Source organism: Geomonas agri (assembly GCF_020179605.1).
GTDB lineage: Bacteria > Desulfobacterota > Desulfuromonadia > Geobacterales > Geobacteraceae > Geomonas > Geomonas agri.
The window spans coordinates 1,479,217-1,500,711 of the sequence record NZ_JAINZO010000002.1 but is presented as its reverse complement, the minus strand read 5'-3'; the positions used below and the strand labels follow the sequence as shown (position 1 = coordinate 1,500,711).

Sequence of the window (21,495 nt, the reverse complement as noted above, 5' to 3'; positions counted from 1 at the left end):
GAGGGACAGGGAGGGGGATAACTTTCTTATGCCCCCCACCCGACCTCCCCCCTCCAGGGGGAGGAGCCATGGACGAAAGGAAGACTACTAGATGCTAGACGCACGCACCCTTCAGCAACTTACCGATATCGTCGGGGCCGAGAACATCGCCACCGGTGTACAGGACCTGATCTGCTACGGCTACGACGCCACCCAGATGGAGTTCCTGCCCGACGCCGTAGTGCACCCGGACAGCGCCGAGCAGGTATCCAAAATCCTGCAGCTGGCCAACAAGGAAAACTTCCCCGTTTTCCCGAGAGGCGCCGGCAGCGGCTTCACCGGCGGAGCCCTCCCTAAGGGGGGCGGCGTGGTACTGGTGACCACCAGGATGAACCGCATCCTCAGGATCGACACCGACAACCTGGTGGCCGAGGTCGAGCCGGGTGTGGTGACCGAGGCTTTCCAGATGGAGGTCGAGAAACTGGGACTCTTCTATCCCCCCGATCCCGCCTCACTTAAGTTCTCCACCCTGGGTGGCAACGTCGCCGAGTGCGCCGGCGGTCCGCGCGCGGTCAAATATGGCGTCACCAAGGACTTCGTCATGGGGCTCGAAGTGGTACTGCCGACCGGCGCCATCATCCGCACCGGCGGGGAGACCGTGAAGGGCGTGGTTGGCTACGACCTGACTAAGCTTCTGTGCGGCTCAGAGGGGACGCTCGGGATCATCACCAAGATCATCTTCAAGCTCCTCCCCTACCCCGACTCGAAGAAGACCATGCTCACCGTGTTCGATTCCATCGACGGCGCGGCGCGCGCGGTTTCCACCATCATCAAGAACAAGATCATCCCGACCACGCTGGAGTTCATGGACCACGCCACCCTCACCTGCGTCGAGCGCCGCTTCAACCTGGGCATGCCCGAGAGCGCCCGGGCGGTGTTGCTGATCGAGGTGGACGGCGACCGCGACCTGATCGAGAAGCAGGCCGGCCAGATCCACAAGCTGATCGAGCCGTTGGGGCTGGTGCAGTTCCGGGTGGCCAAGGATGCGGCCGAGAGCGAGGAGCTGTGGCGGGTGCGCCGCCTGGTGTCCCCGTCCTTGCGCGACGTGAACCCGGACAAGTTTAACGAGGATATCGTGGTGCCAAGAAGCAAGGTGCCCGACGTGATCCGGCGCATCGAGTTGATCCAGAAGCGTTACGACATCCCCATCGTCAACTTCGGTCATGCCGGCGACGGCAACATCCACGTCAACATCATGATCGACAAGAGCGTGCCGGGGCAACTGGAGAAGGCGCACGAGGCAATCAAGGAAGTGTTCCAGGCCGCGCTGGACCTGGGTGGCACCATGTCCGGCGAGCACGGCGTGGGCCTTGCCAAGCAGCCCTACATCCCCCTGGAGCTGAACGCCGACCAGATAACGGCCATGAAGTCCATCAAAGCCGCCCTGGACCCGAACAACATCCTCAACCCCGGCAAGATGCTGCCGTAACGGCAATTAACAATTAAGATGGGCAATGGACAACGAGCTAGCGTTCCCATGACTTCCATGTTTCCCATAGCTCCCATAACTCCCATTGTGACGACAAGCGAGATCAAGGCATGACCAAGAAGCACACCGACCCGCTCGAGCGGGTAGCTCAAGAGATGAAGAAATGTGTGAAGTGCGGCGCCTGCCGCGCCAACTGCCCCGCCTTCGGCACCTTCCAGCGCGAGCCGGCTACGGCGCGTGGCAAGGTCGCCCTGGCCCAGCACCTGGTAAAGGGTGACATCACCCTCGACGACGGTACCTACTCGGCCATGTCCAAGTGCCTTTTGTGCGGCAGCTGCGTGGACAAGTGCCCGAACCAGGTCCCCACCGACGAGATCGTTATCGCCGCCCGCGAGGCCCTGGCGCAGCGGCGCGGCCTCACCACCTTCCACAAGGCCGTGGGGCAGGTGATCAAGAACCGCAAGCTGATGAACTTTGGCGCCCTCGCCGCCGCCATCTTTGGCCCCGTCTTCTTCAGAAAGGTCCCCAGCACCTCGGGGCTCAGGCTCCGGTTCCCGATGCCGTTCATCGGCGGTAGCCGTCACATCCCGCAGATCGCCAAGAAGCCGTTTATGAAACGGCATCCCGAAATCATCAAGGGCGAGCCGGGCAAGCCGACCATTGTCTTCTTCGTCGGATGCATGACCAACTTCGTCTATACCGAGATCGGCGAGGCGACGCTGGCGCTGTTCCGTCACCTGGGCTGCACCGTGATCATCCCGCAGGGACAGCAGTGCTGCGGCCTTCCCGGCATGTCCGGCGGCGACCTGGAGACGGTGCGCGAACTGGCGGAACAGAACCTGGCCGCCATAGAGAAGCACCAGGCCGACTACGTCATGACCGCCTGCGCCACCTGCGGCGGTGCGCTGCACAAGCTCTACCCGCTCGTAATAGGAAAGAGGAACCCGGAGCTGAAGGCCCGGCTCCAGGCAGTGGCGGATAAAACAGTGGATGCGGCGGTGCTCCTGCAGAAACTCGGGCTCCATCCCGAGGAAACGGGTACCGGCCAGCGCCTGCGCGTCACCTACCACGACCCCTGCCACCACAGGACCGCCGGCATCGCCAAGCAGCCGCGCACCCTGCTCAAGGAAACCCCGGGGCTGGACCTGGTGGAGATGGAAGGCGCTGACCGCTGCTGCGGCCTGGGTGGCACCTTCAACGTCTACCACTACGAGAGCTCCCTGGACATCAACGCCGGCAAGAGCAAGGCCATCATCGATACCGGCGCCGACGCCGTGGTCACCGGCTGCCCCGGCTGCATCATGCAGTTGTCCGACGGCCTAAAACAGGCAGGAGATAAAACGAGGGTATTGCATACCGTCGAGCTTCTGGCCCGCAAAATCAGGCGCTGACAGGTAACCCCTGTCAGCCGCCTCCCCCCTCCTTTTTAGCCCCGCTTTAGAACCCTACGTATTTCCGGTACTTTGCCTGTATACACTCTTTTTCTTATTGACAAAAGCCAAGCAAAACCTTATGAAGGGTACGCGCCTAAAAAGTAAAACAATAGTTCGTTTTACTAGGTCTCATTAGCCATTGCGGCGCACCCAGGCCAGGTTAAATCAGCCCGAAACGACATTTAGTCAAAATGAAATTTCGGGAACTGTTCGATACACGAAGAACGATCTTTCCGCCCGGCCCAAAGTACCTTTCTTAGCGTCACGCCCCCTTCAGATTCGCTAAATACCTGCAATAGAGCAGCATCTGCCCTCCGGCGCCCCAGGACCCTGCATCCCCTGGCTACCGGCGGCCACCGTCTCCTTGCCCTCCGCATTCAGGGAGACTAAAAAAGTCCTCCACGAGGAACGGCGTTTTTCACCGTCCGGAGGTTGACGTTTTCGCTAACTGACCAACTTTCGCAACACTTTTTTAATATCAACGCCAGGAGGAAGTAGATGAACTGCGCAGCACCCCGCAACGAGATGCAAAATCCCAAAGCCCGGAAGGATGCCAACAATGTCGAATAAAATGATCAAGCCCTCTTTGAAGAATCCGTTTGACGTAGCAGAGAAGGTCGAGTTCAACATCCCCGGCGAGATTTCCCGCGCCACGGGCGGCTATGAGGAGGCGATGAAGGAAGGTTATGACCTGATCCAGCGCCCCATCAAGTCGGTGAGCATCGACCAGATCGAGAAACAGCACTTTAAAAAGCGCATGACCGTATGGGAGAGGATCCGCGTCCTGACCGAGTGCGAGCCCAACATCCTGTTCCAGAACTGGGGCAAGAACCTGGACGGCGCCTCGCTGGTGACCGGCATCCTGAACATCCACGGCCGCGACGTCGCAGTGTACGGCCACGACTTCACCGTACGTGCCGGCTCCATGGACGCAACCAACGGCAACAAGCTGGCCCGTCTCTTCTACATGGCGGGTGAGAAGGGGATCCCGGTCATTGGCATGAACGACTCCGCCGGCGCCTTCGTCCCGGCGGGCGTGGGCGGCCTGGACGGCTACGCCGAGGCCTTTACCGCGCTCAGGAAAATCTCCGGTGTGGTCCCCTCCATCATGTGCATGTTCGGCTTCAACGCCGGCGGCGGCTCCTACCTGCCGCGCCAGGGCAGCTTCGTGATCCAGCCCAAAGACACCTTCTTCGGTCTCACCGGCCCGGGTGTCGTAAAAAGCGTGCTCGGCGAGGATGTCACCCCGGAGGACTTGGGCGGACCCAAGGTGCACGGGCAGTCCGGCGTTGCCGACCTGACCGTCGAGGACGAGGTCGGTGCGCTGAGGACCGCGATCATGCTCCTCAACTACATCCCCGACAACAACTCGGTGATGGCCCCCTACCAGGAGACCAGCGATCCCCTCGACCGTAAGACCTGGGAGATCAATACCCTCCTGAAGAAGGCCTTCAACTCACCGACCGGTTTCAACACGCCGTTCGATGTCTCCATCATCATCCAGCAGATCTGTGACCACGGCGACTACTTCGAGATGCAGCGCGACCGCGCCCGCAACGTCGTCACCGCCTTCGGCCGCTTGGGCGGCAACGTGGTCGGCTTCGTCGCCAACAACTCCGCCGTCGACTCCGGCCAGATCGACTGCGACGCGGCCTACAAGATCGCGCGCTTCAACCGCTTCTGCAACATCTACAACATCCCGATGATCTTCATGGAAGACACCACCGGCTTCCTGCCGGGTCGCGAGCAGGAGGCCCGCGGCATCGTCCAGGCCGGCCGCGCCATGCTCGACTCCATCGTCGACATCCGTACCCCGCGCATCCTGTTGATCCTCAGGAACGCCTACGGCGGCGCCTACGCTTCCTACAACAACTACCCGACCGGCGCCGACCTGGTGCTCGCCCTCCCCACCACTCGTCTCGCGGTCATGGGGCCGGCAGGCAAGGAATTCGTCTACAAGGACGAGCTGAGAAAGATCAGGAACGCCGTCATCGAGCGCGTCAAGCGCGGTACCCAGGAGCGTGTCGACGCCGGGGTCAAGCCGGAACTCGCCAAGGCCGACGCCGAGAAGGAAGCCGCAGACTGGCTCAAGGCCGAGGAGGCACTCCTCAACACCCGCTACGAGAAAGAGCTGATGAATCCGAAAGAGGCGCTCTCTCTGGGCTCCATCTCCTCGCTGGTCATGCCGACCGACCTGAGGAAGGTCCTGGGCGAGAACATGAACTTCTTCCTCCGCCACTACAAAGCGGGCCCGATGCAGGCCGTACAAAGGGAGTTCCACTAATGGCGACTACTGATATGGGAATTGGAATTGCGCAGGGGGGGAGCCTCGCTTCCGAGACGGCAGGGTTCGGGCAGGGTGCTCTGGCAAACCAAGGCGCCCGCCCCTCGTCCGCGCTTTATAACGTAACGGAGATGAAAACGATGGCACACACGTCTGAAATATACACCAAGAACCCGATGATCCACCGGGACCGCAGGCTGTCCCTGTCCCCGTCCGCGTGGGTCCGCTCCTTCGCCTGCGAAGATCTCAAGCCGCTCATCGTCTGCCGCGGCCCGATCCGTAAGGAGGCAATGGACGTCTACCAGGAAATGGGGATTACCCACTACGGCATCCTGCTCTCCGAGAAGGATTCCATCGTCTACCCGAACGCCCTGGCCCCTGAGCTGCGCACCCTGACCGACTCCACCCGCGTGCACCGCGTGCCCGACTACACTGGCGCCAGCAAGGAGGAGCGCGTCGAGCGCATCCACCAGATCATAAGCATCGCCAAGGACAACGGCTATGACTCCATCTTCGCCGGCTACGGCTTCATGGCCGAGGACGACGAGTTCGTCGGCGCCATCGAGAAGGCCGGCCTCAACTTCATCGGCCCCTGCGCCGCCACCCAGACCGGCGCCGGCAAGAAGGACGAGGCGAAAAGGACCGCACTCTCGGTCAACGTCTCCGTCACCCCCGGTATCGACAACGTCACCGCCCGCACCCTGGTGAAAAAGCACGGCAGCCGCGAGAAGCTCCTGGCCCTGGTCGCCTCCGACGGGCTCGAGTGCGACGCCAAGGTGCTCGCCGACGAGAAGCTCTCCTTGGAGGACCTCGCCGACCACATCCTCTACGCCTCCTACAACAAGGGGATCGACCTCTTCTCCATCGAGGAGCTCTGCGCCCAGGTCGAGGCCGAGTGCGCCGCCATGCTGAAGAAGCACCCGCAGTCCCGCGTCCGCCTCAAAGCCATCGGCGGCGGCGGCGGCAAGGGCCAGCGCCTTTTGGGTGCCGATCTGCTCACCAAGAAGAACGCTTCCGACGCAGACATCGCCAAGGCGGCTTCCGAGGCCCCGGGCCTCGTGCGCGAGATCCTGAACGAGGTCAAGGCTAACGGCGTGGGCGACAACAAGAACGTCCTGGTCGAGCTCAATATCGAGCAGACCCGGCACAACGAGATCCAGCTGCTGGGCAACGGCGACTGGTGCATCGCACTGGGCGGCCGCGACTGCTCCCTGCAGATGCACGAGCAGAAGCTCCTCGAGGTGTCCGTGACCCAGGAAGGGTTGATGACCGCCATCGAGGAAGCCAAGATCGCCGGCCGCAAGGCCGAGGTGAAGGCCCTCGAGAGCGACCTCAAGGTCCTGAAGAGGATGGAAGAGGAATCCGAGCGCTTCGGCAAGGCGGTGGGACTTGACTCCGCCTCCACCTTCGAGTGCATCGTGGACCGCGACCGCCACTATTTCATGGAGGTCAACACCAGGATCCAGGTGGAGCACCGCGTTACCGAGCTCTGCTACGCGCTCAAGTTCGTGAACCCGGAGGACGCCAACGACTTCTTCGTGGTAGAGAGCCTGGTGGAAGCCATGGCCATCCTGGCCCGCCACAAGAAGCGGGTGCCCAAGCCGCAGCGCATGGTGCGCATGAACGCCGCCGTCGAGGCGCGCCTGAACGCCACCGACGCCTCCCTTTCCCCGCATGCGGGGGGGATGATCCGCTACTGGTCCAAGCCGATCGAAGGCGAGATCCGCGACGACCAGGGGATCAGCATGGTGAACCCCGACACCGGCATCTTCATGAAGTACAAGGTGGCCGGCGCCTACGACTCCAACATCGCCCTGCTGCTCACCACCGGTGAGGACAGGAAGACCAGCTACGACAAGATGTCCGAGGTACTGCGCGCCACCACCCTGCGCGGCTCCGACCTCGCCACCAACCTCGAGTTCCACTACGGCCTGGTGAACTGGTTCCTGGGCAGAAACGTCATGGCCAAGCCGACCACCCGCTTCGTGGTCCCCTACCTGACCCTGGTCGGGACCCTGAAGGAAGAGGCGAACAAGCTCGACCCGGTCTACGCCTTCCTGCAGATGAAGAAGCACTACGCCAAGCGCGTCTCCGAGGCCTACGCCGAGGCCGACGTCCAGGCCAAGGAAGCCAAGAACATGTCATCGCTTCTGGATCGCAAGGGGACCCTGATCATCCGTCCCATCGAGCGACTCCTGGGTGACCCGCACCTGCTCTCCGGCTGGCTCTCCATCAACACCAAGAACTTCCGCATCGACAACGGCAAGGTGGTGTGGCTCAGGAATCCGGTAGGGGTCCTCAACGAGACCTACGAGTACCTGCACATGAACCACCGCCCGCACAAGCCGGCGGCCGAGATCATCTGGAGCCACGACAACGAACTGCTGCAGCAGGCGCTGCGCTTCTCCAGGACCCTGCGCGAGCATTTCGGTCTGGCCCGCGACGAGTACTTCACCCTGAACGAGATCGTCAACAAGGAGGAGCCGCAGGGTGGCTTCGACGCCGACACCTGGCAGCAGATCCGTTCCGCCCACTTCGGCTACGAGGCCGGCCTGGAGCTTCTGGGCATGCTGTTCCTGGTGGGTCAGAACACCAAGTTCTGGGACCTGCGCGTGGAGGAGGACCTCGAGATCACCATTCCGGAGTACCTCACCGATCCGGATCTGCAGGCGCGCATGAAGAAGATCCTGGTCCCGCCGCCGGCAACCAAGGCCGACGAGATCGTCGCCGTCTGCGGCGGCATGTACTACGGCCAGGAAGCACCGGGCATGCCCCCCTTCGTCTACGAGGGGATGCACTTCGACAAGGGGCAGCCGCTGTACATCATCGAGGTCATGAAGATGTTCAACAAGGTGTATGCTCCCTTTGCCGGCACCATCGACAAGATGCTGGTCACCTCCGGCGACGGCACCATCGTCTCCAAGGGACAGCCGCTGTTCAAGGTCACCCCGGACGAGAAATTCGTCGAAGTGGACGTGAATGCGCTGGAGAAGGAAAAGCGCTCCCTGACCTCCGAGTACCTGAAGGCGGTGCTCTAGGCCAAGACGCACAAAGGGCTCCGGATGGTGACATCCGGAGCCCTCTGATCATTCGCTGACCCCGCCCTGAAAGCCGGGTCAGTTATTTTTTTGTAGTGGCTACGCCGCCGCGAAGCAGATGTTGTCGGAGGAGAGCGCCTCCAGGAAGGAATCGGCCAGCGGGTCCTTCACTATGGCCATCATGCCGTGGTTGACGGACCAGGTGGTGCCGCAGGTGGGGCATTCCTTGAGGTCCTCGTTGAAAGCACCGGAGCGGAGGTCCATGGCGTTTTGTTCGTCGTTCTTACATACCGGGCATTGCATCTGCGTTCTCCTCTTGCCCACTGCGGGGCGCTCATGTTTTTTTTGGTCGCCAAGAAATATATGAGCGTCGCAGTTGTTTTACAAGAGAAAAAACGGCAAAAGCACTGGTAAAACATTATGTTACAAAATTCACCCTGTTTTGTATGACAAATCAGGATTTTAAATTTTGTGTCCAAAATAAAACAGCCATCGATGGCGCACCGCAGCCATCCCCGCGTAAACTGCTGATTTTAGGTGTATGATCTGATTTAGACCGGTATTATAAAAATAAAACAGCACCAAGGCAGGTTGCAGCAACACTACGCGTTGACGGTTAAGAAAAAATAATTCCATTTCCCGGAAATTTAGCGTAAACAAAAGTCGTCTTCCAAAACCTTCATTCTGTTATCACCATTTCGTACCGCCAGGAGAGCAACATGAGCATTTCTGAAAAGAAACAGGCATGGCAGGCAACCGTAGAGAAGAGCATGGCCAAGGCGCCCGAGCGCAGGAACTCCTTCAAGACCAGTTCCGACAACGAACTGGAGCGTTGCTACGCCCCACAGTTCGACTACCCCGGCTACGAGGAGAACCTGGGCTTCCCGGGCCAGTTCCCGTTCACCCGCGGGGTGCAGCCGACCATGTACCGCGGCAGGTTCTGGACCATGCGCCAGTATGCCGGCTTCGGTAACGCCGCGGAGTCCAACGAGCGCTACAAGTACCTGCTTTCCGCCGGCCAGACCGGCCTCTCCATCGCCTTCGACCTCCCCACCCAGATGGGCTACGATTCGGATGCGTCCATGAGCCGCGGCGAGGTGGGCAAGGTCGGGGTCGCCATCGACTCCCTGGCGGACATGGAAGTTCTCTTCGACGGCATCCCGCTGGACAAGGTCTCCACCTCGATGACCATCAACTCCACCGCCTCGATCCTTTTGGCCATGTACATCGCGGTGGCCGAGAAGCAGGGTGTAACCCCTGACAAGATCTCCGGCACCATCCAAAACGACATCCTCAAGGAGTACATGGCGCGCGGCACCTACATCTACCCGCCCAAGGAGTCGATGCGCATCATCACCGACATATTCGCCTACTGCAAGGACAACGTCCCCAAGTGGAACACGATCTCCATCTCCGGCTACCACATCCGCGAGGCCGGCTCTTCCGCGGTGCAGGAAGTCGCCTTCACCCTGGCCGACGGCATCGCCTATGTCGAGGCGGCGGTCAAGGCGGGGCTCGACGTGGACGAGTTCGCTCCGCGCCTGGCCTTCTTCTTCAACGCTCATAACAACCTGCTGGAGGAAGTGGCCAAGTTCCGCGCCGCCCGCCGCATGTGGTCCCGCATCATGCGCGAGCGTTTCGGCGCCAAGGACCCGCGCTCCCAGATGCTGCGCTTCCACACCCAGACCGCTGGGTGCACCCTGACCGCGCAGCAGCCCGACAACAACATCATGCGCGTTACCCTGCAGGCGCTGGCCGCCGTGCTGGGCGGCACCCAGTCGCTGCACACCAACTCCCGCGACGAAGCACTGGCGCTCCCCACCGAGGAGTCGGTGCGCATCGCGCTGAGGACCCAGCAGGTCATCGCCTACGAGTCCGGCGTCGCCGATTCTATCGACCCGCTGGCCGGCTCCTTCCTGGTCGAGTCACTCACCGACCAGATCGAGCAGCAGGCCATGGCCTACATCGAAAAGATCGACACACTGGGGGGCGCGGTCGAGGCGATATCTCGCGGCTTCCAGCAAAAGGAGATCCAGGATTCGGCGTACGCCTACCAGCGTTCCATCGAGAAGGACGAAACCATCATCGTCGGCGTCAACAAGTTCACCGTGGAGGAAGGCGCTCCGCAGGGGCTGTTGAAGGTCACCGACGAGGTGGAAGTCAAGCAGAAGCAGGCCCTCGCCGCCATGAAGGGCAAGCGCGACGCCGCCCGGGTGGAGACCACCCTGAAGGCGCTGGAGCAGGCGGCCAAGGGAAGCGAGAACCTCATGCCGTACATCCTTGACGCGGTGAAAAGCTACGCCACCTTGGGCGAAATCGCCAACGTGATGCGCGGCGTATTTGGCGTGCACAGGGAGACAGTGGTGCTTTAAAAATAAGCGCGGCAAGTTCCTGCCGGAACGGCACTGTTCGTTCCGGCAGGAACCATCACGTTGCAAGGCATCGCTCTTTTCATCGCAATGCAGTTTCTCTCACAACAATAGACTCACCGCGTTACATCCCATTCCACTCACTCATAGCGTTTTTCACGAACTGCCACCCATCTGTAAAGTAACTTTTTCATTACCGTTACTTGCATTTTTAAATTTATTCGATATTATCTGCCACCGTCAGGAACTTTCTGACGCAGTCATCAGGGGAAAAGACATGCTCACGAAGATCAACCACCTTGGCGTAGCCGTTACATCTATTGAAGAAGCGCTTCCTTTTTATCGTGACACGCTCGGAATGAACTTCTCCGGTATCGAAGAGGTACCTAGCCAGCTAGTAAAAGTTGCCTTTCTCTCCATCGGAGAGTCCAAGATAGAACTTCTCGAACCGACCTCTTCGGAAAGCCCGGTGGCCAAGTTCCTCGAGAAGAACGGTCCCGGGGTGCACCACGTAGCCTACGGAGTGCAGGATATTGAAGCCACAATCGCGAGACTCATCGCCGGCGGCACCAGGATGATTGACGCCGCCCCCAGAAACGGCGCGCACGGGGCCCGCATCGCGTTCCTGCACCCCAAGAGCAGTAACGGCGTGCTGACTGAGCTGTGTGAGGTGCCCGAGGACACTCACTAAAATATGCGTGTTCTTATATCTAATGAGCGAAGTTTTTTTCTGTTGACATTTGTTTGAAAAATTATATAGTGGCCTCAGTTTTATATAACAGCGGTTTGCTCATTGGGATAGGCTGTACTGGCTGATCTGCGAGACCCTCTACGCAAAAGATGGGGAGACAATATTGCTGACTCAAAACAGCCCGAGGATCACACAAAAGAGCTCTTGACTCCACCCTGCTCATTAGCAGCGGTTGACTTAAGAGCTCTTTCTTTATAGTGAGACTGCACCTTCGCCATGTGGCGAATTGACAGTACAGCAGGAACTTCAATCGCGTTGTAACAAAACAAACCAGGAGGTAGACGATGAGTTTTCAAAAGAAATTGCTTGCATTCGCAGCCGTCAGCGCTCTGAGCGCAGCAACCGCCGTTCCGGCAATGGCGCTGGAGAACGAGTTCCACGGGTTGTACAGGGTCTTCGCATTCCAGACCAACGCTGAGACCGGTGGGGGTACCTTCAACCTCGACAAGGACGCCAAGTCCACGTTCTACGCCGAGCAAAGGGCTCGCATCATGTACATCGCGAAAGCGAACGACAACCTCAAGCTGGTTACCCACTTCGAGCTCGATGCCCGCTTTGGCGGCCAGAACACCACGACTGCCTCCGGCAAGTATCCCGCCGGCGACGCCGGTGCTCTTGACGCAGACAGGATCAGCCTCGAAACCAAGAACGTCTACCTTGACTTCAACGTTCCCGAGACCCCGGTGAACATGAAGGTAGGTATCCAGCCGATGAGCGACGCCTACCAGGGTGTGTTCGGCGCTTGGGACGGCACCGGTGTTGTTGCTTCCGCCAAAGCTGGCGCTTTCACCCCGACCCTCGCTTGGTTCCGCCTCGGCGACAACAACTTCAAGGCAGCTGGCAGCTCTGCAGGCAGCGAAGTTCTTCCCGGCAAAGAGTCCCTCGACCTGATCATGGTTGACGGCAAGTTTGCAGTAAACAAGGACCTCACCGTCGGCGCCTCCTACTACAACGTCCAGAACGACAAAAGCGCCAATGCCAACATCGCTTACCCCACCGCTACCTACGAACTGCTGCACATGGTCGGCGCGAACGCCAACGCCCAGGTCGGCCCGGCCAACCTGACCGCGTTCGCCGCATACCAGTTCGGTGATTACGCAGCTGGCCGCAACCTGAGCGCATGGGCAGGTTCTGCCATCGCCAAAGTGAACGTCGGCCCGGGTAAAGTCAACGCTGCGGTACTCTACCTCTCCGGCAATGACAAGACCACCGGTGACTTCAAGTCCTTCCGCCAGCTTGCTACCGACGGCTCCGTCTCCTACTACAACCCGTCCAACATGTGGCTGCTGATTCGTAACGGCCAGACCATCAACTCCTCGACCGCGATCGGCGGCACCGACCTGACCAAAGGTGACAGGGGCCTCCTCGGCTTCTTCGGCGGCTACGAGATCGCTTCGGGCAAGGTATTCGCCAACGCCAACGTCGGCTATGCACAGGTTGCCAAGAAAGGCACCGCTAACAGCTCCTCCATCGGCACCGAGGTTAACGCGACTGTCGGCTACAAGGTATACGACAACCTGACCGCGAGCCTCACCGGCGCTTACCTGGTACTGGGTGATGGTGTTAACAAGAAGACCGGTACCCTGCTGCCGTTCGGCAAAGCTGACGCTACCAACCCGTACCTGACCGCCGTACAGCTGAACTACACCTTCTAATCGTCGCCCCACGGCTGACGTACCAACTGTTGTCATGACAAAAACGCCGGAGAGCAATCTCCGGCGTTTTTGCGTCCCCCCCTGCAAGGTCTTCGCTTTCTAGCCACTTCTGCACCACGACAAACCTGTCCCCCCCAGTTTGACAACTCGGCCAATGATGCTTTAATACCCTGGTTCATTATATTTCACTAAAAAAGGAGAACACTATGAACAAGGCGACCTTTATGTTGTCAGCAGCACTTCTCTGGTGTTCAGTTGTGCCGGCCATCGGCCAGACGGCGCAAAGCGACAGGGACGAATGCCTACTTGCCTCCAAAAACTGCATCACCCAGGTTGACGACATTTACAAACGGGTCAACAAGCTGGACGCCGAGATTAAAAAAGGGAACAGGGTCTACACCAAGGACGAGCTGAAGAGGTTGCAGACCAAACTTGCTGAGACGCAGGATCTGTTAAGAAGTATCGAACTTCATGGGGGCAAATAGGCGATTGAACCAGGGGGAGGGAAGACTATGAGAGTTATCCTCATGTTTGCCGCACTAAGTATCGCTACTGTTACCGCTGCCGCACCGTCTTTTGCAGAGACCAAAGACGAGTGCCTCCTGGCATCCAAAAATTGCGTGGACCAGGTTGACGACATTTACAAGCGGATACAGCGACTGAACCAAGAAATCGAGAAAGGGACGCGGGTGTACACCCCTCAAGAGCTTAAGCAGCTGCAGGAGAAACTGACCGAGACTCAACAAATGTTGCATGATATGGAGAAGCCTGGGCGTTAGCGCCGTGACAAGCAGATCCCCCCACCACCTATACGAAAAAACCCCGCTTCCCAACGCGGGGTTTTTTCGTCTCCGCCTCCACTTCAACCACGCCACCGCCCCCTTTAGCACAATAAAAAACGAGGCTTCGCTTAACCAGCACCCACCGTGCCCGTCCATCCAGTTCCGGCTTCCTCTCAACGTGCACTACAAGCACCATCACGGCATGAAACCGTTTGACTAATGAGGAATGCTCTGCGATAATTCCGCGACTTAAACCACCCAAAAAGCGGAGCAATCAATGAAAAGACCAATATTCGCCACCCTGGTTCTTCTGGGCACGCTGCTCATGGCCGTTGCTGCATCAGCCGGCACCATCCGCGCCTATATCGCCGAGTTCACCGTTTCATCCCCCGACAGCGGCAACCTGAAAGCCACACTGCAGCGTCTTTTGGCTACCCGCCTGGCAGGCGACGGAATCGTGACCGTCGACACGGCCGCGGAGGCGGACGTGATAGTCTCCGGAAGTTATGCCACCTTCGGCAAGATGTTCAGTCTCGATGCCATAGCAAAAAGCTCCAGCGGTAAAATGCTTTCCACCGCTTTCGAGCAGGGCGAGAGCATGGATGTGCTGATTCCCGCCGTGGGGAAGGTCTCGGGCAAACTGAAAAGCGACATCGCCAAACAGTACCCGCAGGGTGCTGCTGCAGTCGCTGTCCCCGAGGTGTCCGTGAAGGCTCCCCAGGCAGAGATCATCAAAAAAGCCGCCTCCGACGAGATAGTCAAGGCGCCCTCCACCGAAATCGTGCACAGCGAAACGACTCCGGGGTGGATCAGCCAGCGCATCACCGGCATCCTTAGCGGGGTGGCCACCTGGGGAACCAAGGATGCCGTAGTCGCCGACACTAGCGGAATCCACGTCTACCGCCCTGGGACCAAGCTTCAGCTGGTTGCCGAGGCGGCACTCCCCGGCCATATGAAGATACTCGCCATTGACGCCATGGGCCCTGAAGCCAACGGGCGGGTACTGATCTTTGTCACCATCCTGGACCGCGACAACATCGCCTCCCGCATTTACGCTCTGCAAAACGACACCTTAAAGCTGGTCGCGGAGGAGGTCCCCTACATGTTCCGGGCTGTGGCCGCCTATGGTGGCCCCAAGAAACTCTACGCTCAGCAGATGGGACGCACCGAGGACTTCTACGGCGACGTGTACGAGGCGAGCATCGTAGACAAAGGCGTGAAGCTCAGCAACCCGATCAAGATGCCCCGTTACGCCAACATCTTCAACTTCAACCTGTTCCGCGACCAGGCCGGCAAAAGCTACCTGACCGCGTTCAGCGAAAGCGGATACCTGCTGGTCTACTCGGACACCGGCGAGGAACTCTGGAGAAGCTCCGACAAGCTTGGCGGCTCCGAAACCTACTTTCAGCGTAGGGATTGGGAAAACGAAAGAGCCAACTTGAATCCGTTCCGCACCCGTTTCCTTGAGCAGCGAATCACTGTAACCGACAAGGGCGAAATCCTGGTGCCGCAAAACTCCGGTTTCTTCGTGATGGGTAACCTGCGTTCCTACTCGAAATACTCCATGGTCGACTTCACCTGGAACGGCTCCTCCCTCGAAGAGAAGTGGCGTACCAAGCAGAGCCAGAACTACCTCGCCGACTACTCCTACAACCCCGCCACAAAGGAGTTGGTCCTCCTCGAAGTGGCCCAGAAGGATACCTTCGGCGGCAAGGGAGGCAGTGTGGTGCGGGTGCTGGGTATCGAATAGCCTTTAGGCGGGGGGAATGTCTTGACTTCCCCCCGCCATACTGTTACGATTCCTCGTTTTTTGCCACCTTTTGCCGGACTGCCGGTACTCCCGGACGTTAGGACGACCCGTGACCAACCCCGCATGCATTGAAGCACCCCTCCCCAAAGGGGTAAGCGATTTTCTCCCGGAAACTGCCGACAAGATCACCTTCATCGCCGACAGCATCCACCGAGTCTTCGAACTCTGGGGCTTCCGGCGCATGATCACCCCGCTGCTCGAGTTCGAAGACGTGCTCGCCCTGGGCATGGGTGACGAACTGCGCAGCAAGACCTTCCGCTTCGACGACCGCCAAACCGGCCGACTCCTGGCCATCCCGCCGGACATTACGCCGCAGGTGGCGCGCATCGTCGCCACCAGGATGCACTCGCTCCCCCTGCCCCACCGTATCTATTATTCCGGTCGCGTGCTCAGGCAGGCGCAGATGCAGTCCGGCAGAAGCCGCGAGATCTTCCAGTCCGGCGTGGAACTGATTGGGCTGAACTCGCCCGAGGCGGACGCCGAGATGGTGGCTATGGCTGTCGAGGTGCTTAAGAACCTCGGCTTCACCGGCTTCAAGATCGATCTCGGGCAGGTGGATTTCTACCGCGGCATCATGGACGCTTCCGGGCTGTCCCGCGAGGTGCAACGCCAACTGCAGGAAGCTATCAGCAAGAAAGAAGTCACCGCGGCACGCTCCATCCTCGAGGCGGCCGGCGCTCCCGACCGGGTCAAGGAAGAGATCGCTCTGCTACCGCGACTCTACGGCGGCCGCGAGGTTCTCAAGGAAGCCGCCCGTATCGCCGGCAACGAGCGCTCGCGCAAGGCGCTGGAGAACATCAGCCAGGTGGTTGAGATCCTCGACATCTACGGCGTCGCTGACCACCTCACCATCGACCTGGGTGAGATCCGCGGCCTTGACTACCACACCGGCATCACCTTCGAGGGATTCGTCCCCGGCATCGGCGAGGCGGTCTGCAGCGGCGGGCGCTACGACGACCTGACCGCGAAGTACGGCTATCCGGCGCACGCAACAGGGTTCGCCTTCAACATCCTGGCGCTTTTGGCCAGCATGGCCAAGCGGCCGGAGGTCGAGGCATCCAGCAGCCGCGACTTCCTTGTCTTCAACAAGAAGGACGAGCGCCGCGAGGCGCTGGAAGTGGCGCAGAAACTGAGAAGCCTCGGCTTCACCTGCGCCAGGGACATCATCAAGCGTGACTTCGAGAGCTCGCTTGAGTACGCCAAGAAGATGGACATCCGGATGCTCCTGGTGATCGGTGCCGAAGAATGCGCGGCCGACCAGCTTTACCTGGTCAGGGTCGCCGACCGTCGCGCCGTAACCGTGAGCAAGCAGGAGTTGTTCGATAAAGGTCTCGATTTGAAATTCGATCTGCAAGGGGAGAATCATGGCTAACGTCGTTGTAATTGGTGCCCAGTGGGGCGATGAGGGCAAAGGCAAGGTCGTCGACATCTATACGGAGTACGCCGACGACGTAGTACGTTACCAGGGCGGCAACAACGCCGGCCACACGCTGGTGGTCGGGGACGAGAAGGTCATCCTGCACCTGATCCCGTCCGGCATCCTGCACGAGGGCAAACGCTGCGTGATCGGCAACGGCGTCGTGCTCGACCCGGAAGTCTTCATCATGGAGATCACCCGTCTCAAGAACAACGGGTACCTCAAGGATGACAGCATGCTGCTTCTCTCCGAGGCGCTGCACATCATCATGCCGTACCACAAGCGCATCGACATCGCCCGCGAGCGGAACTCCGGCGCCAAGAAAATCGGCACCACAGGCCGCGGCATCGGGCCCGCCTACGAGGACAAGATCGGCCGCCGCGGCATCCGCCTCATGGACCTTTTGGACGAGAAGGCATTCACCCGCAAGGTGAAAGAGGTGCTGGACGAGAAGAACCTTATCCTCACCCAGTTGCTCGGTGACGAGCCGTTCACCTTCGAAGAAATCTACAACGAGTACATGGGGTACGCTGAAGTACTGAGGAAGTATGCTGCTGATACTTCGCTCTTGCTGCACAAGGAGATCAAGGCGGGCAAGAGCCTGCTCTTCGAAGGCGCACAGGGAACCCTGCTCGACGTCGACCACGGCACCTACCCGTACGTCACCTCCTCCTCCACCTGCTCCGGCGGCGCCTGCACTGGTTCCGGCGTGTCCCCGAGGGAAATCCACGAGGTGATCGGCATCTCCAAGGCCTACGCAACCCGCGTCGGTAGCGGCCCGTTCCCGACCGAACTTCTTGACGAGACCGGCGAGGCGCTGCGCCAGGCCGGCCGCGAGTTCGGCTCCACCACCGGCCGTCCGCGCCGCTGCGGCTGGTTCGATGCGCTGGTGGCCCGCTACGCCGTACGCATCAACGGTCTCTCCGGCATCGCCATCACCAAGCTTGATGTCCTCACCGGCCTTGACACCATCAAGGTCTGCACCGGCTACAAGTACAACAACCAGATCCTGGACGAGATCCCGGCCAGCCTCGAGGTGATGGAGCAGTGCACCCCGGTCTACGAGGAACTCCCCGGCTGGGCCGAGGACATCACCGGCGCGAAGAGCATCGCCGAACTGCCCAAGAACGCCCAGGACTACGTTAAGCGCGTCGAGGCGCTGTCCGGCGCCCCGGTGGTGCTGGTTTCCGTCGGCCCGCGCCGTAGCGAAACAATCGTGCTCAGGAACCCGTTCGAGCGCGCCTGATTTTTTAATAAAAAGTGTTGACTGGCAGAAACCGATTTGCTATAAGGTTGTTCTTGCTTCGCTGCACTGTTTGAGCCGCTAGCTCAGTTGGTAGAGCACCTGACTTTTAATCAGGTGGTCGTTGGTTCGATCCCAACGCGGCTCACCACCCGTCCCCATCGTCTAGCCCGGCCCAGGACACCGCCCTTTCACGGCGGCGACGCCGGTTCAAATCCGGCTGGGGACGCCACTCAAACAAACAGCGCTTGTGCCTCGGCACAAAGCTTAAGCGAGCCGCTAGCTCAGTTGGTAGAGCACCTGACTTTTAATCAGGTGGTCGTTGGTTCGATCCCAACGCGGCTCACCACCCTTTTTCCACTGTCGCATGACTGGGCCTTGCGACAGCCCCCAACCCTGATGGGACGGGATGCAACAATTTGGTCCCATCGTCTAGTGGTTAGGACACCGGCCTTTCACGTCGGTAACAGGGGTTCAAGTCCCCTTGGGATCACCATCAAAGGAAAAGGCCGCTTCCCTCTCGGGATGCGGCCTTTTCTCATTCCTGCCGTCTGCTTCAGTTCTTCCCGGTCTCACTCTTCCTTCTTGCCCGGCCAGACCTTCATACAGTAAGGACACTCCTGCACCTCGTACGGCACCGTGTCGCGCAGCTGTTCCTGCTCATAGACAGCTGTGCACCCCTTGGCTACCGGATGGGTGTGGATGATATTGTGCTTGATGAAGTAAAGCATGACCTTCCTCCTTTGCCTGCACCAGAATTTCCGGTGACCGTGCCACCATTTGAAGAGTAGGTTAAAGAACCCTGTTGTCAACAGCGGGAAAGTCATTTACAAGAGTGGTGCAAAAGGTAGATATTGTCACGCGTCAGGTGCACTGCCAGTAACAAACCGGATCCCCTTGCTATGACATCCACCGTTGAGGCAGCAGACTTCCAACAATCAGTGTTGCGGCACCGACCGTTCCGGCTTTTCTGGCTGGCGCGCGTCTGTTCGTCCATCGCGCTGCAGATGCAGGCGGTCGCCGTGGGGTGGCAGATCTACGCACTCACCGGCTCCGTCTTCTACCTGGGATTGGTTGGCCTGGCCCAGTTTCTCCCCATGTTCCTGCTGACGCTGGCGGTCGGCCACGTTGCCGACCGCTACGACCGAAGGCGCATCGCCGGCGCCTGCCAAGTCCTTGAAGGCCTCGCGCTGGTACTGCTTGCCTTGGGCTCCCATGGCGGCTGGCTGGGCAAGGATGCTATCCTCGCCATCGTGTTCGTCGCCGGGGCGCTGCGCGCCTTCGAGGGTCCAACCATGCTGGCACTTGTGCCGTGGCTGGTGCCGCAGGAGCTCATCCCGCGCGCCTCGGCCTGGTCCGCCTCCGCCAACCAGACCGCCAGCATCGCCGGGCCGGCACTGGGGGGCCTCCTCTATGCCCTCGGGCCGACCACGGTCTATGCCAGTGCCGCCTTCCTTTTCTTCGCCGCGAGCCTCCTCTTGTCCCGCATCCGCCTTGACCGCGCCCCCGTTCCCCGCGAACCGGCCACGGTGCGCTCCGTCTTCGCAGGCATCGCCTTCATCAAGAGCCGGCAGGAGATCCTGGGCGCCATCTCGCTCGACCTCTTCGCGGTGCTCCTCGGGGGCGCAACGGCCCTCCTCCCCGTCTTCGCCCGGGACATCCTGCATACCGGACCGCTCGGCCTTGGTCTTCTGCGCGCTTCCCCGGCCCTGGGGGCGCTGGGGGTCTCGCTGTTTCTCGCCCGCCACCCGCTGCGGCACCGGGTGGGGCGCATCATGTTCCTGAGTGTGTTCCTCTTCGGCGTTGCCACCGTGGTCTTCGGCGTCTCTACCTCGTTCCCGCTCTCCATGGCCGCCCTGATGGCGCTGGGCGCGGCGGACATCGTGAGCGTGGTGATCCGCGCCTCCCTGGTGCAGATCGAGACGCCGGACGAGATGCGCGGCAGGGTAAGCGCTGTCAACTCCATGTTCATCGGCACTTCGAACCAGTTGGGGGAGTTCGAGTCAGGGGTCACCGCGGCGCTCTTCGGCACGGTGCCGGCGGTGCTGATCGGCGGGGTCGGCACCATGGTGGTTGTTCTGTTGTGGATGAAGCTCTTTCCGAGGCTGCTGCAGGTGGACAAACTGGGGGAGTGAGGCTGGGTTCAGGAGATGGCGCGTACCGGGCAGGCGGCAACGCAGGCGAGGCAGCCGTCGCAGTAACGCGGCCTCACCAGCAAGGCGTACTTGCGGTAACCGACGACCTCCAGGGTGAGCAGCCGGCCGGGGCAGGCTGCGACACAACGGCCGCAACCGGTGCAGCGCGTGGCGTCAATGTCAGGTTCTCTCGTTTTTGTCATAGCTGGGTTAATCACAGTTTGTGTGGCACCGCGGCACAGGCATGAAGTGTCGAGATCACGTCAGCCGCCAGTTTGACGTTATGACACAGCCCCTCTATTAACGGGCGTTCAAACCGCTTGCACAGAGCCGACATCCCGCATAGAATATCGCAATCGGACTGCAAACTACAAGACAGGAGGCCTCTGCATGAAGAAGATCGGCGTAATACTTTCCGGCTGCGGCGTGCGTGACGGAAGTGAAATTCACGAGGCGGTGCTGACCCTGCTCGCCATCGACAACAGCGGCGCCAAGGCGGTCTGCTTCGCCCCGGACATCGAGCTGGACGAAGTAAACCACCTGACCATGCAGGACACCGGCGCCAAGCGGAAGGTGCTGGTCGAGGCGGCACGCATCGCGCGCGGCGACATCGCCGACGTGAAGACCGCCAAGGCGGAAGAGCTCGATGCCATCGTCCTCCCCGGCGGTTTCGGGGCGGCCAAGAACCTGTGCAGCTTCGCCTTCGAGGGGCCCAAGGGGAGCGTGCAGCCGGACGTGCTCAAACTGATACGCGACATGGCGGCGGCCAAGAAGCCGATCTGCGCCATCTGCATCGCCCCGGCCGTGGTCGCCCTTGCCTTGGGCAAGGACCTCGCTCCCAAGCTCACCATCGGTAACGATGCCGGCACCGCCCAGGCCATCAACGGCACCGGCAGCAGCCACATCGAGTGCCCGGCCACCGACTGCGTTATCGATCGCGACAACCTGATCGTCTCTACTCCTGCCTACATGCTGGCCGGCGGCATCGCCGAAGCCGGCAAGGGTATCGAGAAGGCCATCAAAGCTACCCTGGAACTGATCAAGTAGTGCTCCGCAGTTAGATTCTAAAACGGCGGCAGGGATCTCCCTGCCGCCGTTTCCTTTTCCCAC

At 60.2% G+C, this 21,495-nt stretch carries 17 protein-coding genes and 4 tRNA genes; 18 read left to right on the top strand and 3 right to left on the bottom strand.

The features are described from left to right. The first annotated feature begins 91 nt into the window (after positions 1-91). The 4 genes from K7R21_RS17905 (at position 92) to K7R21_RS17890 (ending at position 8,223) form a co-directional block, all read left to right on the top strand. On the top strand, positions 92-1,468 hold the full coding sequence (locus K7R21_RS17905; RefSeq protein ID WP_224984649.1) for an FAD-binding oxidoreductase: 1,377 nt from the start codon (positions 92-94) through the stop codon (positions 1,466-1,468). A 110-nt stretch (positions 1,469-1,578) separates the two neighbouring features. Next, positions 1,579-2,859: a (Fe-S)-binding protein gene (locus tag K7R21_RS17900; RefSeq protein ID WP_224984647.1), complete on the top strand. Its 1,281-nt coding sequence runs from the start codon at positions 1,579-1,581 to the stop codon at positions 2,857-2,859. A 601-nt stretch (positions 2,860-3,460) separates the two neighbouring features. Then, positions 3,461-5,185 carry an acyl-CoA carboxylase subunit beta gene (locus K7R21_RS17895; protein WP_224984646.1) on the top strand — a complete coding sequence of 575 codons (1,725 nt, stop codon included), beginning with the start codon at positions 3,461-3,463 and terminating at the stop codon, positions 5,183-5,185. Between the two features lie 140 nt (positions 5,186-5,325). Further along, entirely contained in the window at positions 5,326-8,223 is a 2,898-nt protein-coding gene (locus K7R21_RS17890) for an ATP-binding protein (protein ID WP_224984645.1), read from the top strand. Positions 8,224-8,322: 99 nt separating this feature from the next. On the opposite strand, the gene K7R21_RS17885 is transcribed toward K7R21_RS17890, so the two are convergent. Then, a complete protein-coding gene (locus K7R21_RS17885; RefSeq protein ID WP_216497405.1) occupies positions 8,323-8,526 on the bottom strand; it encodes a hypothetical protein in 204 nt (67 codons plus the stop codon). A 416-nt stretch (positions 8,527-8,942) separates the two neighbouring features. Here K7R21_RS17885 and K7R21_RS17880 point away from each other — a divergent pair, with 416 nt between their 5' ends. The 12 genes from K7R21_RS17880 to K7R21_RS17825 all read left to right on the top strand — a co-directional run bounded on the left by K7R21_RS17880 (position 8,943) and on the right by K7R21_RS17825 (position 18,746). Further along, positions 8,943-10,595, top strand: coding sequence for an acyl-CoA mutase large subunit family protein (locus tag K7R21_RS17880; protein WP_224984643.1), 1,653 nt, complete (start codon positions 8,943-8,945; stop codon positions 10,593-10,595). Positions 10,596-10,869: 274 nt separating this feature from the next. Next, positions 10,870-11,283 (top strand): methylmalonyl-CoA epimerase, encoded by a 414-nt coding sequence (mce, locus tag K7R21_RS17875; protein ID WP_224984642.1) that lies wholly within the window; start codon positions 10,870-10,872, stop codon positions 11,281-11,283. Between the two features lie 344 nt (positions 11,284-11,627). Beyond that, on the top strand, positions 11,628-12,998 hold the full coding sequence (locus K7R21_RS17870; RefSeq protein ID WP_224984641.1) for a porin: 1,371 nt from the start codon (positions 11,628-11,630) through the stop codon (positions 12,996-12,998). A gap of 206 nt (positions 12,999-13,204) precedes the next feature. Next, a complete protein-coding gene (locus K7R21_RS17865; protein WP_224984639.1) occupies positions 13,205-13,483 on the top strand; it encodes a hypothetical protein in 279 nt (92 codons plus the stop codon). Positions 13,484-13,510: 27 nt separating this feature from the next. Continuing rightward, complete coding sequence (locus K7R21_RS17860) at positions 13,511-13,777, top strand: hypothetical protein (protein ID WP_224984638.1); 267 nt, start codon at positions 13,511-13,513, stop codon at positions 13,775-13,777. 280 nt (positions 13,778-14,057) lie between these two features. Further along, complete coding sequence (locus K7R21_RS17855) at positions 14,058-15,530, top strand: hypothetical protein (protein ID WP_224984637.1); 1,473 nt, start codon at positions 14,058-14,060, stop codon at positions 15,528-15,530. A gap of 109 nt (positions 15,531-15,639) precedes the next feature. Continuing rightward, positions 15,640-16,962 (top strand): ATP phosphoribosyltransferase regulatory subunit, encoded by a 1,323-nt coding sequence (locus K7R21_RS17850; protein ID WP_224984636.1) that lies wholly within the window; start codon positions 15,640-15,642, stop codon positions 16,960-16,962. Beyond that, positions 16,955-18,253 (top strand): adenylosuccinate synthase, encoded by a 1,299-nt coding sequence (locus K7R21_RS17845; RefSeq protein ID WP_224984634.1) that lies wholly within the window; start codon positions 16,955-16,957, stop codon positions 18,251-18,253. The genes K7R21_RS17850 and K7R21_RS17845 overlap by 8 nt, the downstream gene beginning before the upstream one ends. A 72-nt stretch (positions 18,254-18,325) precedes the next feature. Beyond that, positions 18,326-18,401: transfer RNA gene (locus tag K7R21_RS17840), tRNA-Lys, on the top strand. Between the two features lie 3 nt (positions 18,402-18,404). Beyond that, positions 18,405-18,482: transfer RNA gene (locus K7R21_RS17835), tRNA-Glu, on the top strand. A 41-nt stretch (positions 18,483-18,523) separates the two neighbouring features. Continuing rightward, positions 18,524-18,599, top strand: a tRNA-Lys gene (locus tag K7R21_RS17830). Positions 18,600-18,671: 72 nt separating this feature from the next. Beyond that, positions 18,672-18,746: transfer RNA gene (locus tag K7R21_RS17825), tRNA-Glu, on the top strand. 76 nt (positions 18,747-18,822) lie between these two features. Here K7R21_RS17825 and K7R21_RS17820 read toward each other — a convergent pair. After that, complete coding sequence (locus K7R21_RS17820) at positions 18,823-18,981, bottom strand: hypothetical protein (RefSeq protein WP_224984633.1); 159 nt, start codon at positions 18,979-18,981, stop codon at positions 18,823-18,825. Positions 18,982-19,152: 171 nt separating this feature from the next. Here K7R21_RS17820 and K7R21_RS17815 point away from each other — a divergent pair, with 171 nt between their 5' ends. After that, on the top strand, positions 19,153-20,385 hold the full coding sequence (locus tag K7R21_RS17815; protein WP_224984632.1) for an MFS transporter: 1,233 nt from the start codon (positions 19,153-19,155) through the stop codon (positions 20,383-20,385). A gap of 8 nt (positions 20,386-20,393) precedes the next feature. On the opposite strand, the gene K7R21_RS17810 is transcribed toward K7R21_RS17815, so the two are convergent. Then, the gene (locus tag K7R21_RS17810; RefSeq protein ID WP_224984630.1) at positions 20,394-20,588 is read right to left on the bottom strand and encodes a 4Fe-4S dicluster domain-containing protein; all 195 of its coding nucleotides are present in this window, start codon (positions 20,586-20,588) and stop codon (positions 20,394-20,396) included. 187 nt (positions 20,589-20,775) lie between these two features. Between K7R21_RS17810 and elbB the strand changes: the two genes are divergently transcribed. After that, positions 20,776-21,432, top strand: a complete 657-nt coding sequence (gene elbB, locus K7R21_RS17805; protein ID WP_224984628.1) for an isoprenoid biosynthesis glyoxalase ElbB — start codon at positions 20,776-20,778, stop codon at positions 21,430-21,432. Positions 21,433-21,495: the final 63 nt, after the last annotated feature.

What these genes read in the sequence shown, in the direction of transcription:
- K7R21_RS17820 (WP_224984633.1), bottom strand. Translation starts at nt 18,981, where the DNA reads ATGCTTTACTTCATCAAGCACAATATCATCCACACCCATCCGGTAGCC.
- K7R21_RS17870 (WP_224984641.1), top strand. Translation starts at nt 11,628, where the DNA reads ATGAGTTTTCAAAAGAAATTGCTTGCATTCGCAGCCGTCAGCGCTCTG.
- elbB (WP_224984628.1), top strand. Translation starts at nt 20,776, where the DNA reads ATGAAGAAGATCGGCGTAATACTTTCCGGCTGCGGCGTGCGTGACGGA.
- K7R21_RS17845 (WP_224984634.1), top strand. Translation starts at nt 16,955, where the DNA reads ATGGCTAACGTCGTTGTAATTGGTGCCCAGTGGGGCGATGAGGGCAAA.
- K7R21_RS17885 (WP_216497405.1), bottom strand. Translation starts at nt 8,526, where the DNA reads ATGCAATGCCCGGTATGTAAGAACGACGAACAAAACGCCATGGACCTC.
- K7R21_RS17865 (WP_224984639.1), top strand. Translation starts at nt 13,205, where the DNA reads ATGAACAAGGCGACCTTTATGTTGTCAGCAGCACTTCTCTGGTGTTCA.
- K7R21_RS17810 (WP_224984630.1), bottom strand. Translation starts at nt 20,588, where the DNA reads ATGACAAAAACGAGAGAACCTGACATTGACGCCACGCGCTGCACCGGT.
- K7R21_RS17815 (WP_224984632.1), top strand. Translation starts at nt 19,153, where the DNA reads ATGACATCCACCGTTGAGGCAGCAGACTTCCAACAATCAGTGTTGCGG.
- K7R21_RS17905 (WP_224984649.1), top strand. Translation starts at nt 92, where the DNA reads ATGCTAGACGCACGCACCCTTCAGCAACTTACCGATATCGTCGGGGCC.
- K7R21_RS17900 (WP_224984647.1), top strand. Translation starts at nt 1,579, where the DNA reads ATGACCAAGAAGCACACCGACCCGCTCGAGCGGGTAGCTCAAGAGATG.
- K7R21_RS17880 (WP_224984643.1), top strand. Translation starts at nt 8,943, where the DNA reads ATGAGCATTTCTGAAAAGAAACAGGCATGGCAGGCAACCGTAGAGAAG.
- K7R21_RS17890 (WP_224984645.1), top strand. Translation starts at nt 5,326, where the DNA reads ATGGCACACACGTCTGAAATATACACCAAGAACCCGATGATCCACCGG.
- K7R21_RS17855 (WP_224984637.1), top strand. Translation starts at nt 14,058, where the DNA reads ATGAAAAGACCAATATTCGCCACCCTGGTTCTTCTGGGCACGCTGCTC.
- mce (WP_224984642.1), top strand. Translation starts at nt 10,870, where the DNA reads ATGCTCACGAAGATCAACCACCTTGGCGTAGCCGTTACATCTATTGAA.
- K7R21_RS17860 (WP_224984638.1), top strand. Translation starts at nt 13,511, where the DNA reads ATGAGAGTTATCCTCATGTTTGCCGCACTAAGTATCGCTACTGTTACC.
- K7R21_RS17895 (WP_224984646.1), top strand. Translation starts at nt 3,461, where the DNA reads ATGTCGAATAAAATGATCAAGCCCTCTTTGAAGAATCCGTTTGACGTA.